The organism is Vibrio sp. Vb0598 (genome assembly GCF_033338935.1).
Lineage (GTDB): Bacteria > Pseudomonadota > Gammaproteobacteria > Enterobacterales > Vibrionaceae > Vibrio > Vibrio alginolyticus.
In genome coordinates, this window is record NZ_JAWOTP010000018.1 from 1 (window position 1) to 16,563 (window position 16,563).

The window sequence follows — 16,563 nt, forward strand, 5'->3', positions numbered from 1 at the left end:
ACCTCGGGGTCAACTTTGAGAATAGAGAGAAGTAGTTATCAGTCCCCGAAGACATACTGCTATTTTTCTTTATCGGCTGTTCAAGCCATAGTAACATGGACGAGCACCGCGTGTAACTAAGTAGTAAAAGACTTGTTAAAACAACTATAAGGAGCAGTTATGCCTTGGATTTATGCCATTGTGGGTTTGCTGGTCGGTACAATCGTAGGCGTAGTCATTAGTAGACTAACCACCCCTGAATACAAGAAACAAAAGTCTGTGCAGAAAGAACTTGAAGCGGCCAAGTTTGAATTAGAGCAACAACGTCAAGAGCTCGTCGATCACTTTGCACAAACCGCAGAAATGTTGGACACCCTAGGTAAAGATTACACCAAGCTATACCAACATATGGCCAAGACCTCTTCTGAGCTTTTGCCAAACTTACCAGAACAAGACAACCCGTTTGATAAGAAAACGGCAATGTCGTCTGAAACCATTGCAGAAGATCAACCAGAGTTTAACGAACAACCAAAAGACTACGCTAATGGCGCCACCGGTCTTTTGAAGGATCAAGAGAAAGAAATCATTAATGCTCCCGAAGCGGTAACCGCAAAAGCATCATAATCCTCTCTTACTTCTATCTAGGGCCGATACATTTGTATCGGCCCTTTTTTGAACTTTTTCCCCTCACCTTCGCTCTAACTTGGGTGTGCACTGCCTCCCCTTTTGATTGTCCGAACTAGACCCTATATTAGTTATTAACAAAGTGAACTAACCGTTCGGATATTTCTTTTTGGCAGACATGTTTCAAGAGGAGTTATTGGATGAAAAAACCACTGCTTGCGCTCACCGTTCTATCTCTGAGTTTGGGGTCGATTATTGCCCCAGTTCAAGCCACTGCCGCATTACCTTTGAATGTGGATGGCCAACAGTTACCTAGCTTGGCACCAATGCTTGAGAAGGTGACCCCAGCTGTTGTGAGTATTGCTGTAGAAGGTAAACAAGTACAAACCAGCCGCATTCCCGAGCAATTTCAATTTTTCTTTGGCCCAGACTTTCCTATGGAACAAAGGCGAGAGCGCCCGTTCAGAGGTTTAGGGTCTGGTGTCATTATTGATGCGAAGAAAGGCCATATTGTCACTAACTACCACGTGATCAAGGGGGCAGATGAGATTCGAGTTCGCCTCTTTGACGGGCGCGAGTATGACGCTACGCTCGTTGGCGGTGATGAAATGGCCGATGTTGCGTTACTTAAATTAGAGAAAGCGAAAAACTTAACGCAGATTAAAGTCGCGGATTCCGACAAACTGCGTGTCGGTGACTTTACGGTTGCGATTGGTAACCCATTTGGACTCGGTCAAACTGTGACTTCGGGTATTGTTTCAGCCCTTGGTCGTAGTGGCTTAAACGTTGAAAACTTCGAAAACTTCATCCAAACCGATGCCGCAATTAACAGCGGTAACTCTGGTGGTGCATTGGTCAACCTTAATGGTGAGCTGATCGGTATTAATACTGCGATTTTAGGCCCTAACGGCGGTAATGTGGGTATTGGCTTTGCGATTCCATCAAACATGATGAAAAACCTCACTGATCAAATTCTAGAGTTTGGTGAAGTCAAACGCGGCATGTTGGGTGTGCAAGGTGGCGAAGTAACCTCTGAGCTAGCTGATGCATTGGGTTACGAGTCAAGTAAAGGGGCCTTTATTGGTCAAGTCGTACCGGACAGCGCAGCCGATAAAGCAGGGTTAAAAGCCGGTGACGTAATTGTATCGGTGAACGGCAAAGCGATTAATACTTTCTCAGAGCTCCGCGCAAAAGTGGCAACACTGGGCGCAGGTAAAGAAATCACATTAGGTGTGGTTCGAGATGGTAAGAATAAAACCTTTGATGTAACGCTTGGCGAATCTACGAATATGAAAGCTAAAGCGGAGACATTACATGAGGGACTCAAAGGTGCGGAGTTAAGCAATACAACACCAAGTGATGTAATCCAAGGTGTTAAAGTATCGAGCGTTGCAGATAACTCTCCAGCGGCTCAATATCAATTACAACAAGGTGACATTATTATCGGTGTGAACCGTCAACGAGTGAAAAACCTTGCCGAGCTTCGTACAATCGTAGAGAAACACAAAGGTGTACTGGCTCTTAATATTCAACGTGGTGAACGTACTATTTATCTTGTCATTCGTTAACCACTTTCAAAGTGATAGGAAATAAGGTTTTCGATGCATAGTACTGAGTGATAAGGCTCGATCACTTTTCCTTATCGCTCAATAACTAATGAAAAGGGCAGCGCGATGACGTGCTGCCCTTTTGTTATTTTTCAATGTAATGCTATTCTTCATCTTCGATGCCATTTTGGCGCTCACGCATGGAGAGGATATGCTCAGCTTTTTATTACGTTCTGTCTTTTTAGGCTTGGCTACTGCCGCAGTGGTATTACTGGCGGTTCCATCTTTGCGCAACAACGTAATTCCTGCCGCGCTTGATCCTCAACCTGTTAATATCGCATCAGTCGAGTTGACGTTTAATCAAGCGGTCCGAAGAGCAGCGCCTGCAGTGGTAAACATCTACAGCCGTAAGTATGTTGAGAATGATCGCAGTAAACTCTCGACTCAAGGTCTGGGGTCAGGTGTCATTGTTAGTGAGAAAGGCTACATCATTACTAACTATCATGTGGTTGCTCAAGCTGATCAAATTGTTGTGGCATTACAAGACGGCAGAGCCGCAGCGGCTCAGCTCGTAGGGACAGATAAACGTACTGATATAGCCGTGCTGCGTGTCGAAGGTTCGAATTTGCCCGTAATCCCTCTGAACTCTAATTACAAACCACAAGTGGGCGATGTAGTACTAGCCATCGGTAACCCATACAACCTTGGACAAACCACAACGTTCGGCATTATTTCTGCCACAGGTCGTTCATCTATTAGCGATGGTCGTCAAGCATTCATTCAAACCGATGCCGCCATCAATGAAGGTAACTCTGGTGGAGCCCTAGTGAACACACAAGGCGAGCTCGTCGGCATTAACACCGCCTCTTTTCAGCAAGCGACAGACTTAGAAACTTACGGTATTTCTTTTGCGATCCCTGCGCCGCTAGCCAGTAAGATCATGCAGAAAATCATCGCTGATGGCCGCGTGATTCGTGGTTATATTGGAATCGACGGCCAAGACATTAATGCGGTCACTGCTCGCCTACTTGGAAATGAACACATAGGTGGTATTGTCGTACTTGGTATTGATCCAAATGGCCCAGCCAATGCGGCTGGCTTTCAAAAACAAGATATCATTATCAGTATTGATGGCAATAAGGTTCAGGGGCGTCAGAGCGTTATGGATATCGTCACCGATTTACGGCCTGGCACCACCGTGGATGTCGGCATTATTCGCAAAGGAAAAGAGATGACCTTGAAAGTCACCATTGCCGAAGACAAGCAAGAAGCATAAAAAATCCCAGCCATTGGCTGGGATTTTTATTTGTGCGTTACTCGCTATCGCTCGATGTTTCCGTCGTATCGGAATCATCTAGCTCAACTTCAATGCGAGTGACTCGCTGCAAACCTCTCGGTAATAACCCACCTCGGCGACCACGTTCGCCACGGAAGTTATCAAGGTCAGACGGTTTAAGACCCAACTTTCGCTTACCCGCGTACAGCGTTAACGATGCACCTTTTGGTAAAGACATTAAGTGAGATAGTACTTCTTCTCGCTCTTTTGCTTTAGCAGCAGGAATGTTGATGATCTTATTCCCTTTACCTTTCGCCAGTTGTGGCAAGTCTTTGATTGGGAACAGCAGCATGCGACCTTGGTTAGTGATTGCTAAGATTTCATCAGAGTCTAAATCTTCAATCTCTTTTGGCGTCATGATCTCAGAGTTGGCAGGTAAAGTGACGAGCGCTTTACCACTGCGGTTTTTAGACAGCAAGTCCGCGCCTTTACATACAAAGCCGTAACCTGCATCTGAGCCCACCAGCCACAGCTGATCTTCTTCACTCATGATGACTTGGCGAATACTGCTACCAGCCGTAATATTCAAGCGACCGGTAATCGGCTCACCTTGACTACGAGCAGAAGGCAGTGAGTGCGATTCCAGAGAGTAACTTCGACCGTCACTACCTAGGAATACCGCAGGCTGATTACTCTTACCTCGAGCATGCGCTAAATACTTATCACCCGACTTATAGTTTAAGCCTTCGGCATCCACGTCATGGCCTTTCGCGTGACGAATCCAACCTTTCTCAGAAAGCACAACCGTGATTGGCTCACTTGGTACGAGGTCACGTTCAGTCAGCGCTTTTGCTTCTGCACGCTCAACCATTGGAGAGCGACGGTCATCACCGTATTTCTCTGCGTCTGCTTTGATTTCTTTTTTCAGTAGTGTATTCAGACGACGCTCAGAACCGAGTAGCTGTTCTAGCTTCTCACGCTCTTTCTCTAGCTCGTCTTGCTCACCACGGATCTTCATCTCTTCTAGTTTTGCTAGATGACGAAGTTTGGTATCTAAAATTGCATCCGCTTGGATATCGGTAATACCAAAGCGTTCCATCAGCACCGCTTTTGGATCGTCTTCAGTACGGATGATCTCAATCACTTCATCTAGGTTGAGGTAAGCAACTAACAAACCTTCCAAGATGTGTAGACGAGCCATTACTTTGTCTAGGCGGTGTTGTAGACGACGACGCACAGTCGTACGACGAAACTCGATCCACTCAGACAGAATTTGCACCAGACCTTTAACTTGAGGACGGTTATCCAAACCAATCATGTTCAAGTTAACGCGGTAACTGCGCTCAAGATCCGTTGATGCGAACAAATGGTTCATCAACAAGTCACAATCGACGCGGTTTGACTTAGGCACGACAACAATACGCGTAGGGTTCTCGTGATCCGATTCGTCACGAAGATCGTCAACCATTGGCAGCTTCTTCGCACGCATCTGGTTAGCGATTTGCTCAAGCAGTTTGGCACCCGATACTTGGTGAGGCAAAGAAGTGATAACAATATCAGAACCTTCTTTATGCCAAACCGCGCGCATTTTGATGCTGCCACGACCGTTGCGGTAAATCTTCTCGATATCCGCTTGCGGCGAGATAATTTCTGCTTCTGTTGGGTAATCTGGACCTTTGACATACTGCATCACGTCCGGCAGTTCTGCTTTCGGGTTGTCGATCAAATGAATAGTCGCATCTGCGATTTCACGAACGTTGTGCGGTGGGATGTCTGTTGCCATACCAACGGCAATGCCGGTTACACCGTTAAGCAGGATGTGAGGCAGACGTGCTGGCAACATTTGTGGCTCTTTCATTGTGCCATCAAAGTTAGGTTGCCATTCAACCGTGCCCTGGCCAAGTTCGCCAAGCAATACTTCAGCAAACTTAGACAGTTTTGCTTCGGTATAACGCATTGCCGCAAATGATTTCGGATCATCTGGCGCACCCCAGTTACCTTGACCATCCACTAATGGATAGCGGTAAGAGAATGGCTGAGCCATCAATACCATCGCTTCGTAACACGCTGAATCACCGTGCGGATGGTATTTACCTAGCACGTCACCAACGGTACGTGCAGATTTTTTGTATTTTGCTGATGCAGAGAGACCAAGCTCTGACATCGCATAAATGATGCGTCGTTGAACCGGCTTTAAGCCATCACCAATGTATGGCAAGGCGCGGTCCATGATTACGTACATCGAGTAGTTCAGATAAGCGTCTTCAGTGAACTTGCGCATTGGCAATTGTTCGACGCCATCGTAGGTAATTTCTGTAGACATCCGTTACACCTCTGCCAAGTCGCCGTTGTTTTGTAGCCAAGAACGACGGTCATCTGCACGCTTTTTACCTAGCAGCATGTCCATCATTTCCATGGTCGCCGTAGAGTCGTCAATGGTTAACTGCACTAAGCGACGCGTGTTCGGATCCATGGTGGTTTCACGCAACTGAAGTGGGTTCATCTCACCCAGACCTTTGAATCGTTGCACGTTGATTTTGGCTTTCTTCTTCGACAAGCGCTCTAAAATGCCATCTTTTTCATCATCATCGAGGGCGTAGAACACTTCTTTCCCGCAGTCGATTCGATACAGAGGCGGCATCGCCACATAGATATGACCCGCTTCCACTAGTGCGCGGAAGTGACGAGTAAATAGAGCACAAAGCAGCGTTGCGATGTGAAGACCATCCGAGTCCGCATCGGCAAGGATACAGATCTTACCGTAACGAAGACTCTCGAGGTTGTCGCTATCTGGGTCAATACCCAAAGCAACAGAGATATCGTGTACTTCTTGAGACGCAAGAACTTGATCGGCAGAGACTTCCCACGTGTTCAAGATCTTACCACGCAGTGGCATCACAGCTTGGAATTCACGGTCACGTGCCTGTTTTGCCGAGCCACCCGCAGAGTCACCCTCCACAAAGAAGATTTCAGTGCGACTTAAGTCCTGTGCTGAACAGTCGGTCAACTTGCCTGGCAGTGCCGGGCCGGACGCCACTTTCTTACGTACGACTTTTTTCGCCGCTCGCATACGACGGTGCGCGTTAGCGATACAGACTTCTGCCAATTGCTCTGCGAGCTGAGGCTTTTCGTTCAACCAAAGACTGAACGCATCTTTGACTACGCCAGAGACAAATGCCGCGGTTTGACGAGAAGAGAGACGTTCCTTGGTCTGGCCTGCAAATTGCGGGTCTTGAATCTTAACCGACAGCACGTAAGAACAGCGGTCGAAAACATCATCACCCGTTAGCTTCACACCACGAGGTAATAGATTACGGAACTCACAGAATTCGCGCATCGCTTCCAACAAGCCTTGGCGTAAACCATTAACGTGCGTACCACCTTGAGCGGTTGGGATCAGGTTAACGTAGCTTTCGGTGATCATCTCACCGCCTTCTGGCTGCCAAATTACCGCCCAGTTTGCCGCTTCAGTATCCGCCAAGAACTCACCAGTAAATGGTTCTTCAGGAATAACTGGATAGCCTTTTACACCTTCCGCAAGATAGTCTTTAAGACCGTCTTCGTAGTACCACTTATAGTCTTTGCCATTAACTTTGTCGGTTAATGTGATTTCTAAGCCCGGACACAAAACCGCTTTTGCGCGCAGGTTGTTGACTAGGCGCGTCACAGAGAAGTTAGCCGAATCGAAGTACTTCGCATCAGGCCAGAAATGCACGCTGGTACCGCGATTGCGACGACCACATGTGCCAGTTACGGTCAGATCAGACACTTTCTCGCCGTGTTCAAATGCAATTTCATACACTTGACCATCACGACGAACTGTTACTTCAACGCGTTTTGACAACGCGTTTACTACAGATATACCTACCCCGTGCAAACCACCAGAGAATTGGTAGTTTTTGTTAGAGAACTTACCACCCGCATGTAGCTTACATAGAATTAGCTCTACGCCTGATACTTTCTCTTCTGGGTGGATATCAACAGGCATGCCTCGACCATCATCGATCACTTCGAGTGATTGGTCAGCATGTAGGATGACTTGTACTTTTGAGGCATGTCCGGCTAGCGCTTCATCGACACTGTTGTCGATAACTTCTTGGCCCAAATGGTTTGGGCGCGCTGTATCCGTATACATCCCTGGTCGGCGACGTACTGGCTCTAAGCCATTCAGTACTTCAATGGCACCAGCATTATATTGTTCAGTCATAATACGGAATTATTCTCAAAGTTTACTTGTTGCCTGAGTATCACCAATGGGCGTACCCATACTCAGGAAACGAAAAAGCCACCCTGTTCACATCACTAAGAGTTTGTAAACATGATGCATAACAAAGTAGCCAGGGTCCTCGACCCTTAAGATCTTTTGGCAAAACATAGTCGGAAAGCATACCGCCCATGTCAAGAAACGGTTGGATATATCAATAAAAACTATGAGCCTTTTCCAATCGCTTTCGAATTACAGTTCTAGAAATTCGATAATCTGTGCAGGATAACGCTCAAAGCCTACAAAACTGTGATCACCGCCTTGTTCTACTGTTTGCTTAGCGTCTGCAAACTTATCTACCGCTTGTCGATAGTCTAAAACCTCATCTTCTGTTTGTTGCAATAACCAAAAAGAATGTGGCGACGCGATGCTTTGTACATCAAGAGCTTTTAACTCGTCAATATGACAAGCTTCAAGTGTATAGGTTTCATGCGTATATGGGTTAGTTTGCTTACCCAAATAATCTACTAGCAACTCATAAGGCTTGACTGCGGGGTTAACCACTACCGCTTTAAACCCAAACTTGTCATTTAGCCACGTTGACATAAAACCGCCTAATGAGCTGCCCACTAGACCAATTTTATAGTCATCTTTATATTGCTCGATAATATCCAACAACATTTTCGCCGCTTGCTGAGGATAACAAGGTAACTGGGGAACAATCACCTTGATATCAGACCTATGTTGCTCGCAGTAGGCTCTCATCACATTCGCTTTCATGGAGAGTGGAGAGCTATTAAAGCCATGGATATAGAGAAGAAGTGAAGGTTTACTCATAGATATCTCGCACAAAAAAGCGAGCCCGAACAGAGAGCTCGGGCGCGTTAGTAGCCGTTAGAAGAGAAGTCTGGTTGGAACTGGCCATCAGGAAGCCGACCTACTTGGGTCGTAATATCGCCACAAGCGTGTAGTTGCAGCTCCCGCCAACCAGGCGAAGTGGTATCAAGGGCAAAATCATCCGAGTTAGGCTTAAACTGAACACAAGTTGAGGGTGTTGCCATCACTCGAATGCCCTTGTAAAGCACATTCATATCTTGATGAACATGACCACAGAGAATGCCTTTCACGTTATCAAAACGCTCGACAACCTGCCAAAACGCTTCGGCATCTTTTAAAGTATGTTGATCAAGCCACGCGCTTCCGACCAGTAACGGGTGATGATGCAACAAAACAAGTGTGTGTCTTTCTGGGTGTTCGGCTAGCTTTTCTTCGAGTAGCGTTAATTGCTGATCACTCAAGCGCCCATGAGGAACGCCAACAACTTGCGAGTCTAAAAGAATTAACTGCCAATGCTCGCCAAGCAACACATGCTCTGCGGCTTTGATTTGTGGCGAAGGCAAAACACTGCCCATATTAGGCTTGTAATCATGATTACCAGGTAGCCAAAAGCAGTCTTTCTCTAGCGGTTCAATGCCGTTGGCAAAGCGCTGATAAGATTCTGCACTATGGTCTTGGGAAATATCGCCTGTCGCCAAGATGTAATCAAACGCCACGTTGCGGCGTAAAACATCAGCAACAACAGCATTAAAGCTATCGACTGTTTTTACGCTTAGCAAACTTCCCTCATCGGCAGCAAACAGATGAGTATCCGTAATTTGTAAAAGTTTGATGCTGTCACTAGATGATTGCAAAATGAAAACCTGATTCGTCCACTATATCGTTATTTGTTATTTTCCTTTAGTGAAGTGACGATCAATTGAAGGCAAGTGGTGTTCTACTGATACCACTTCGTAAACAAAACGTCAGCCATTCACCGAGGAATGTGTTTAATTGATGCTTTTCATCTTTCTGCATCAGTTGGTCATTGGGATAATCATACTTAGCTTTTATGCGAGAGAACTCTCCGCTTGAGCATACTTCGGCTACTCTCGCATCATGATAAAGCCTGACAGACATCGTCGGTAAAGGAAACACTGGCGTTTCATCACTCTGACATATCTCAACAACTGTGGTGTATTTTGTGATTTCATTCACGGTCAATTGGTAAACCATGTTCGCCGCTTGGTAGCAACGTACATCCCCAACTTCAGCAGAAGCAGGCAATAAGGCATTCAATTTAGCGTAGTTGGTCTCATACGTTCTCATAAGACCAGCTAAATCAACATGATATCTCTGTTTTTCAGCCAATTGTGCCATTACTCACTCTCCACCGTTTGGGATAGTCCCCATTCTGACTTTAACTCTTGATGGTGTAATTGCAGCCATTGCAACGCAATAATCGACGCACCATTTTCAAATTTTCCGTCCTTCACCCATTGATACGCCGTTTCACGACTCATGACATGAACTCGGATATCTTCATTCTCATAGTCTAAACCATGAATGCCGTGCGCTTTAGACGCATCCACTTCACCAACAAAGACGTCTAGCTTTTCCGAGCAACCACCAGCCGAAGGATAATAAGAAGTGACAGGTATAACGCGCCCCACCTGAATCCCCGCTTCTTCGACAGCCTCTCGACGAATTACGGCTTCAGCAGATTCATCGCGGTCAATCATACCGGCGACAATTTCTAGCTGCCAAGGGTGTTCATGTTCCAACGCGCCAATACGAATCTGTTCAATGATTACGACCTGGTCCGTCTTTGGATCATAAGGAAGCATCGCTGCTGCGTGACCACGCTCGAACATTTCTCGTTCGACAACTCCACTCCAACCACCAGCAAATAGCCTATGCTGAAAGCGGTATTTCACCATTTTGAAAAAACCTTCAAATAAGGTTTCTTTCGAGATGACTTTTACATCTCGCGAAGTAAAATCTTGTTGTTGTTTGTCACGCTGTTGCATTCAACACCTCTCTGAGTGAATCCTGTAGTTTACTCATTGTTATTCGCTTGCTCAAAGGACTTGGCTCAACTTTTTGTATAATAGTTACAAATTAATTTAAGTCTTTGCTAAAAATTTATTGCACAAGTGGATAATTACGTGTAAAAAAGTGCAAACTTTAGAGTAAATATCGTGCAAATTGAGTTAAACTACTGAGAATTAACCAATCTATGGACCGCGGGAATAGAAAATGAAAAAATTGCTTCCACTATTTATCAGTGCAGCGCTAGGTAGCATGAGTACGTCTGCGTTCGCAGACTCTTTGGCTGAAATCTACGACTTGGCAAAACAAAATGATCCACAATTGCTCAGTGTAGCAGCACAACGTGACCAAGCTTTCGAAGCAATCACCTCAAGCCGTAGTGCTCTATTACCACAAATTAACCTTACTGCGGGTTACAATTTAACTCGTGGTGATACTGAATACGATTCAAATCTAATTAGCGACGTATCAAACGATGGCAACGCACTAACCGCTGGCGTTAGCTTTTCACAAGCACTTTACAACCGCGCATCTTGGATCTCTCTAGATACTGCTGAGAAAAGTGCTCGCCAAGCAGACGCAACTTACGCAGCGACGCAACAGGCACTGATTCTTCGCGTGTCACAAGCGTATTTTGAAGTTCTACGCGCACAAGATAATCTTGTTTTCGTACGTGCAGAAAAAGCCGCGGTTGGCCGTCAACTTGAGCAAACTAAACAGCGTTTTGAAGTAGGTTTGTCTGCAATCACTGACGTGCATGACGCACAAGCTCAGTACGACCAAGTGCTAGCGGACGAAGTGTTGGCAGAAAACGCGCTCACTAATAGCTACGAGTCACTGCGTGAAATTACAGGCCAAGAGCACAAAGATCTCAACATTTTGGACACTGGCCGCTTCACTGCTAGCCCATCGACCGTACCAGCTGAATCGCTCATTGATGAAGCAAAAACCAAAAACCTGACCTTGCTATCTTCACGTATTCTTCAAGACATTGCGCGTGACAATATTTCACTAGCAAGCTCTGGCCACCTACCAACGCTCTCTCTAGATGGTGGTTACAACTACGGTGATACTTCTCATAGCTCTCGTGATAACACGACAGACAACTTCAATATTGGTGTGAACCTTGCAGTACCGCTATACACAGGTGGTAACGTAACCTCTCAAACCAAACAGGCTGAATACGCGTACGTGGCAGCAAGCGAAGATCTTGAAGCACAGTACCGTAGCGTAGTAAAAGATGTTCGCGCACAAAACAACAACATTAACGCCTCTATCGGCGCATTACGTGCGTATGAGCAAGCGGTTATTTCTGCACGCTCTGCACTAGAAGCAACAGAAGCTGGCTTTGATGTAGGTACTCGTACTATCGTTGATGTACTGGACGCGACTCGTCGTCTATACGATGCGAACAAAAACCTATCGAACGCTCGTTACGACTACATTTTAAGTGTTCTTCAGCTACGCCAAGCCGTTGGTACGCTAAGCGAACAAGACATCTTGGATGTTGATGCAGGTTTGAAAGCGGCAAAATAACCGCGAACTGAATACTTCAGGCCTTAATAAATAAAAAACGCCAGTTGAGTTATCAGCTGGCGTTTTTTATTACTTATAGTTCAGAGCCTATAAGTGTCTCTGAGCATCAAGTATCAAAAAGGCCGCACTTAGCGACCTTTATGAGCAAATAGCATTTCAATGCTAACAAACAGCAGGCTTAGCCCTTACCGCCTTTGATTGCATTAATGATTTCACTGGTCGAGCAGCCATCTTCAAAGTTCAATACACGAACTTCACCACCCGCCGCAATGACTTCTTTACCACCAGCAATCTCTTCTGGTTTGTAGTCACCGCCTTTTACTAGCAGGCTTGGTAGAACTTCTGAGATCAAACGCTGCGGCGTATCTTCACTAAATGGTACAACCCAATCCACAGCGCCCAAACCTGCCAACACCGCCATGCGGCGATCGGTTGGGTTTACCGGACGACCAGGGCCTTTAAGGCGTTTTACTGACTCATCGGTATTTACCGCAACGATTAGGCGATCGCCCAGTTCAGCAGCATGGTTTAAGTAAGACACATGCCCTGCGTGTAGAATATCAAAGCAGCCATTTGTCATAACGACTTTCTCGCCACGAGCTCGTGCTTTTTTCACCGCTTCGATCAGTGCTTTTTCTGAAATCACACCGTAATCCGTGTCTTGGCTGCCATGTACCGCTTCTGCTAATTCAATCTCAGAAAGCGTTGACGTGCCTAGTTTACCAACTACAACACCTGCCGCTGCGTTTGCTAGTGCACACGCTTCTTCAAATGATTTGCCTGCGGCAACAGACGCTGCCAATACAGAGATAACCGTGTCGCCCGCACCTGTCACGTCGTACACTTCTTTCGCTTGAGTTGGAAGGTGGAACGGTTCCTGACCACGACGAATCAAGGTCATTCCGTTTTCGCTGCGTGTCACTAAAAGCGCTTCAAATTCAAACTCTTCAACCAAAGCCAGTGCTTTCTCTACTAGCTCTTGGTCAGATTTCACTTTACCTACAACGTCTTCGAACTCTTTCATGTTTGGCGTAAGAAGTGTTGCGCCACGGTAGCGTTCAAAATCCGCACCTTTCGGGTCAATGAAAACCGGAATATTTGCTGCGCGCGCTTTTTGAATGTATGCCTGAACATGCTCTAACGAGCCTTTTGCATAGTCAGACATAATCACGGCTTTAACGTTTGGCAGTGCGGCATCCATTCGAGATAACACTGGCGCAGAATCTGTGTTTTCAAACTTGTCTTCGAAGTCGAGACGAATAAGCTGTTGTCCACGGCTCATTACACGAAGCTTCGTAATCGTTGGGTAATCAGGCAGTGCAACGAAATCGCACTTCACATTGAGTGAGCTCAGCGTCTCCGTCAGCACTTTTGCAGGCTCATCTTCCCCAGTTAGACCAACAATGTGAGCATGGCCACCTAATGATGCGATGTTCATCGCAACGTTCGCAGCACCACCAGGACGCTCTTCATTGTTTTCTACTTTTACAACAGGAACCGGCGCTTCAGGAGAAATGCGCCCGGTTGGGCCATACCAGTAACGATCTAGCATGACATCACCGATGATGAGCACACCAGCGCTGTTGTAATCAGGTAGAATTGGTTTCATTGTTGGTCTCCAAAAATTAAATCGAAGTGAGTTTATCACAGCCCTTATCGAGGCTAAATATATGGTCTTAACTGAACCACTGATTCCAAGCCTGTTTTACCCACTCCCTTTCGGCAACAAACTTATCTTCCACCACATCAGCGTCTAAATTGAGTAGATTTCGGCGGTGTATTTCGTTGCGCATTGTCGTGTAAGCACGTATCAACTGCATTGCTTGGTCTTCGTCCATGACATTTTGCGCAATGAGCGTTTCAAAGATGCGCACATTATCACACCAACGCGTCAATTTCGGCTTATCGTGACTATAGTTGAGCACTAGGTACTGAGCGAGAAATTCGATATCGGTAATCCCACCTACATCTTGCTTGAGCATAAAGCGGCCTGGCTTTTTCCCCCCAAGATGACCGCGCATTTTTTCTCTCATTTCGACAACGTCTTTTTTCAGTTCAGCTTGATCGCGTGCTTTGCACAACACATCATGCCGCGTATTGTGAAATGCGATCGCCAGTGGTTCATCACCATAAATCATGCGCGCGCGGACAAGTGCTTGATGCTCCCATGTCCACGCGTCTTGATGTTGATAGTCGTCGAACGCGTCCGTTGGGCTAACCAACAAACCCGATGCACCGGACGGACGCAATCGGGTATCGACCTCGTATAAAATACCGGAAGCGGTGCGAGTGGAGAAAATATGAATGATACGCTGTGCTAAACGAAGGTAGAACTGACGACCATCAATCTCTTTTTTGCCGTCAGTGTAGACATTGACTGGGCAGTCATGCATGAAGACAATATCCAAGTCGGAGTTATAGCCGAGCTCCCACCCTCCGACTTTACCATAACCAATTACAGCAAAGCCTTTGCCTTCACGATCTTTCACATGCGTTGGCTCGCCATACTTTTCAGATACTTGAAACCAAGCCTGACTGATCACCGCATCCACGATAGCTTCCGCTAAATAAGTTAAATGGTCACTCACTTTCATCACTGGCAATGCGCCAGCAATATCTGCCGCTGCAATACGCAAAATACAAATTTGCTTAAACTGACGCAACGCTTCCATTTGCTGTTCCATATCATCTTCAGGAATACGTGCCAAATAATCACGTAGCTCTGTACGGTAACTGTCTAATGGAATGGGATTGTACAGCTGCGCAGGGTCGATTAACTCATCAAGCAAGATAGGATAACGAGACAGCTGCTCTGAAATCATTGGGCTTGCGGTACACAAACGTACGAGCTGCACCAGAGCCGCTGGATGCTCATCCAATAATTCCAAGTAAGTTGTGCGAGTGCAGATGTTGTGTAGCAAGTGAAGTACACGAGATAAACCAAACTGTGCATCAGGATGGGCAAAGACCGCATCAAACACTTTCGGCATCAAACGATTGAGCACTTCGCGTCCACGTGGGCCTAACGTTTTTTTGGCCAGATCGGTTTTAAAGTTGATGATGGTTTTCGCGCATGAAGCAAAGTCTTCAATCTGAATATCCTGCTGCAAGATATGCTCAAGAACGTCTTGTTTGTCGGCCATATCCCATAGCTCATGAAAATGACGAGCAACAGTAGTCCCCTCGTCTTCTTCATCATCACCAATTAGTGATTCAAAAACTTGGTGAACATTTGCCATATGCTGCTGGGTTTGCTCAATTAATTGCTCCCAACAGCTCATTTTCATCGCAGTGGCGAGCTTTAAGCGTTCGGTTTCGCAATCAGGCAGCGTCTGGGTTTGCTTATCCGCCATTGCTTGCAACAAGTTTTCTAATTGACGCAAGTACTTGTATGCAGCTTCTAGATCGCTGACTTCTTTTGGAGTAAGCAATGCCAGTTCTTCAATGCCTTGCAGCGTTTCCAACAGCCCTCGATTACGCAAAGAAGGCTCTCGACCACCTCGAATCAATTGAAAAACTTGAGCGATAAATTCAATTTCTCGGATGCCACCCGCACCTAGCTTAATGTTGTTATTCAACCCTCGGCGGCGAACCTCGCTACTGATCATCGACTTCATTCGTCGCAAAGATTGAATCGCACTGAAATCAATATAACGACGAAAAACAAAAGGGCGCAGCATTTGGCGTAGCTCTTGATACTGCGGGTACATCTCACATCCCATCACCCGAGCTTTGATCATCGCGTAACGTTCCCAATCTCGCCCCTGCTCTTGGTAATAATCTTCAAGTGCGGCATAGCTCATTACCAAGGGGCCACTTTCTCCAAATGGGCGAAGTCGCATGTCGACGCGGTAGCAAAAACCATCGAAGGTTTGTTGGTCGAGCGCTTTGATGATGCGTTGACCAAGACGAGTAAAGAACTGGGCATTAGCAATGCTTCGGCGTGCGCCTTGGGTTTCGCCATTCTCTGGGTACGTGAAAATTAAATCAATATCGGAAGAAAAGTTTAGCTCGCCACCACCCAGTTTCCCCATACCGATAATTAACATCGGCTGCACTTCACCGTCCTCACTTGTTGGCGTGCCCCACTCCTGACAACACACTTGATATTGCCATTGATAGGTTTCAAAAATCATCGCTTCTGCCAACTCAGATAAGTGGCTTAAAGACGTCTCTAGCGACCATGCATGCGTGAAATCCTTCCACGCAATGTACACCATTTCTCGGTTGCGAAACTGACGCAACACGCGATGGCCAGACATCTCATCAGGACATTGTTCCAACAGTTCAGCAAGGCGTGAGCGGTAAGACTCCTGACGACTTGGCTGCGCTAACATACTTGGCAACTCACGGGCTAGGACTTCATCGCGATGAATGGCTTCGGTTATAAATTGGCTTAAGCCCGCCACATAACGAAATTGCTGCGCAACCTCATCGGGCCAAAGGGGAAAATAACCTGCGTCTTGGGCGTTTTGTACGGCAGATTCAGCGATAGAAATCAGTGGCGAAGGCAGCTGCATTTTTCTTCC

General features: G+C 46.3%; 12 protein-coding genes. 4 read left to right on the forward strand and 8 right to left on the reverse strand.

Annotation, left to right across the window (positions count from 1 at the left end; all coding sequences use genetic code 11):
* The first annotated feature begins 159 nt into the window (after positions 1–159).
* From zapG to degS, 3 genes are all read left to right on the forward strand, one after another.
* Positions 160–603 carry a Z-ring associated protein ZapG gene (zapG, locus tag R7Q38_RS17040; RefSeq protein WP_005379861.1) on the forward strand — a complete coding sequence of 148 codons (444 nt, stop codon included), beginning with the start codon at positions 160–162 and terminating at the stop codon, positions 601–603.
* A gap of 200 nt (positions 604–803) precedes the next feature.
* Positions 804–2,171: a Do family serine endopeptidase gene (locus R7Q38_RS17045; RefSeq protein ID WP_025768400.1), complete on the forward strand. Its 1,368-nt coding sequence runs from the start codon at positions 804–806 to the stop codon at positions 2,169–2,171.
* A gap of 190 nt (positions 2,172–2,361) precedes the next feature.
* Entirely contained in the window at positions 2,362–3,426 is a 1,065-nt protein-coding gene (degS, locus tag R7Q38_RS17050) for an outer membrane-stress sensor serine endopeptidase DegS (protein WP_017633606.1), read from the forward strand.
* 37 nt (positions 3,427–3,463) lie between these two features.
* On the opposite strand, the gene parC is transcribed toward degS, so the two are convergent.
* The 6 genes from parC to nudF form a co-directional block, all read right to left on the reverse strand.
* Positions 3,464–5,749 carry a DNA topoisomerase IV subunit A gene (parC, locus tag R7Q38_RS17055; protein WP_137281703.1) on the reverse strand — a complete coding sequence of 762 codons (2,286 nt, stop codon included), beginning with the start codon at positions 5,747–5,749 and terminating at the stop codon, positions 3,464–3,466.
* A gap of 3 nt (positions 5,750–5,752) precedes the next feature.
* Positions 5,753–7,633 carry a DNA topoisomerase IV subunit B gene (gene parE / locus R7Q38_RS17060; RefSeq protein WP_005387417.1) on the reverse strand — a complete coding sequence of 627 codons (1,881 nt, stop codon included), beginning with the start codon at positions 7,631–7,633 and terminating at the stop codon, positions 5,753–5,755.
* Between the two features lie 249 nt (positions 7,634–7,882).
* Complete coding sequence (yqiA, locus tag R7Q38_RS17065; RefSeq protein WP_005379875.1) at positions 7,883–8,467, reverse strand: esterase YqiA; 585 nt, start codon at positions 8,465–8,467, stop codon at positions 7,883–7,885.
* 47 nt (positions 8,468–8,514) lie between these two features.
* Positions 8,515–9,321 (reverse strand): 3',5'-cyclic-AMP phosphodiesterase, encoded by an 807-nt coding sequence (gene cpdA, locus R7Q38_RS17070; protein ID WP_005379877.1) that lies wholly within the window; start codon positions 9,319–9,321, stop codon positions 8,515–8,517.
* Between the two features lie 61 nt (positions 9,322–9,382).
* Positions 9,383–9,826, reverse strand: coding sequence for a DUF1249 family protein (locus tag R7Q38_RS17075; protein WP_005379879.1), 444 nt, complete (start codon positions 9,824–9,826; stop codon positions 9,383–9,385).
* On the reverse strand, positions 9,826–10,476 hold the full coding sequence (gene nudF, locus R7Q38_RS17080) for an ADP-ribose diphosphatase (RefSeq protein WP_005379881.1): 651 nt from the start codon (positions 10,474–10,476) through the stop codon (positions 9,826–9,828). Before nudF ends, R7Q38_RS17075 begins: the two co-directional genes overlap by 1 nt.
* A gap of 229 nt (positions 10,477–10,705) precedes the next feature.
* On the opposite strand from nudF, the gene tolC reads away from it, so the two are divergent.
* Positions 10,706–12,034: an outer membrane channel protein TolC gene (tolC, locus tag R7Q38_RS17085; protein ID WP_005379884.1), complete on the forward strand. Its 1,329-nt coding sequence runs from the start codon at positions 10,706–10,708 to the stop codon at positions 12,032–12,034.
* A 178-nt stretch (positions 12,035–12,212) separates the two neighbouring features.
* On the opposite strand, the gene hldE is transcribed toward tolC, so the two are convergent.
* Together hldE and glnE are read right to left on the reverse strand one after the other, a co-directional pair.
* A complete protein-coding gene (hldE, locus tag R7Q38_RS17090; protein ID WP_017633601.1) occupies positions 12,213–13,643 on the reverse strand; it encodes a bifunctional D-glycero-beta-D-manno-heptose-7-phosphate kinase/D-glycero-beta-D-manno-heptose 1-phosphate adenylyltransferase HldE in 1,431 nt (476 codons plus the stop codon).
* A 67-nt stretch (positions 13,644–13,710) separates the two neighbouring features.
* On the reverse strand, positions 13,711–16,554 hold the full coding sequence (glnE, locus tag R7Q38_RS17095; protein ID WP_213960829.1) for a bifunctional [glutamate--ammonia ligase]-adenylyl-L-tyrosine phosphorylase/[glutamate--ammonia-ligase] adenylyltransferase: 2,844 nt from the start codon (positions 16,552–16,554) through the stop codon (positions 13,711–13,713).
* Between the last annotated feature and the right edge of the window lie 9 nt (positions 16,555–16,563).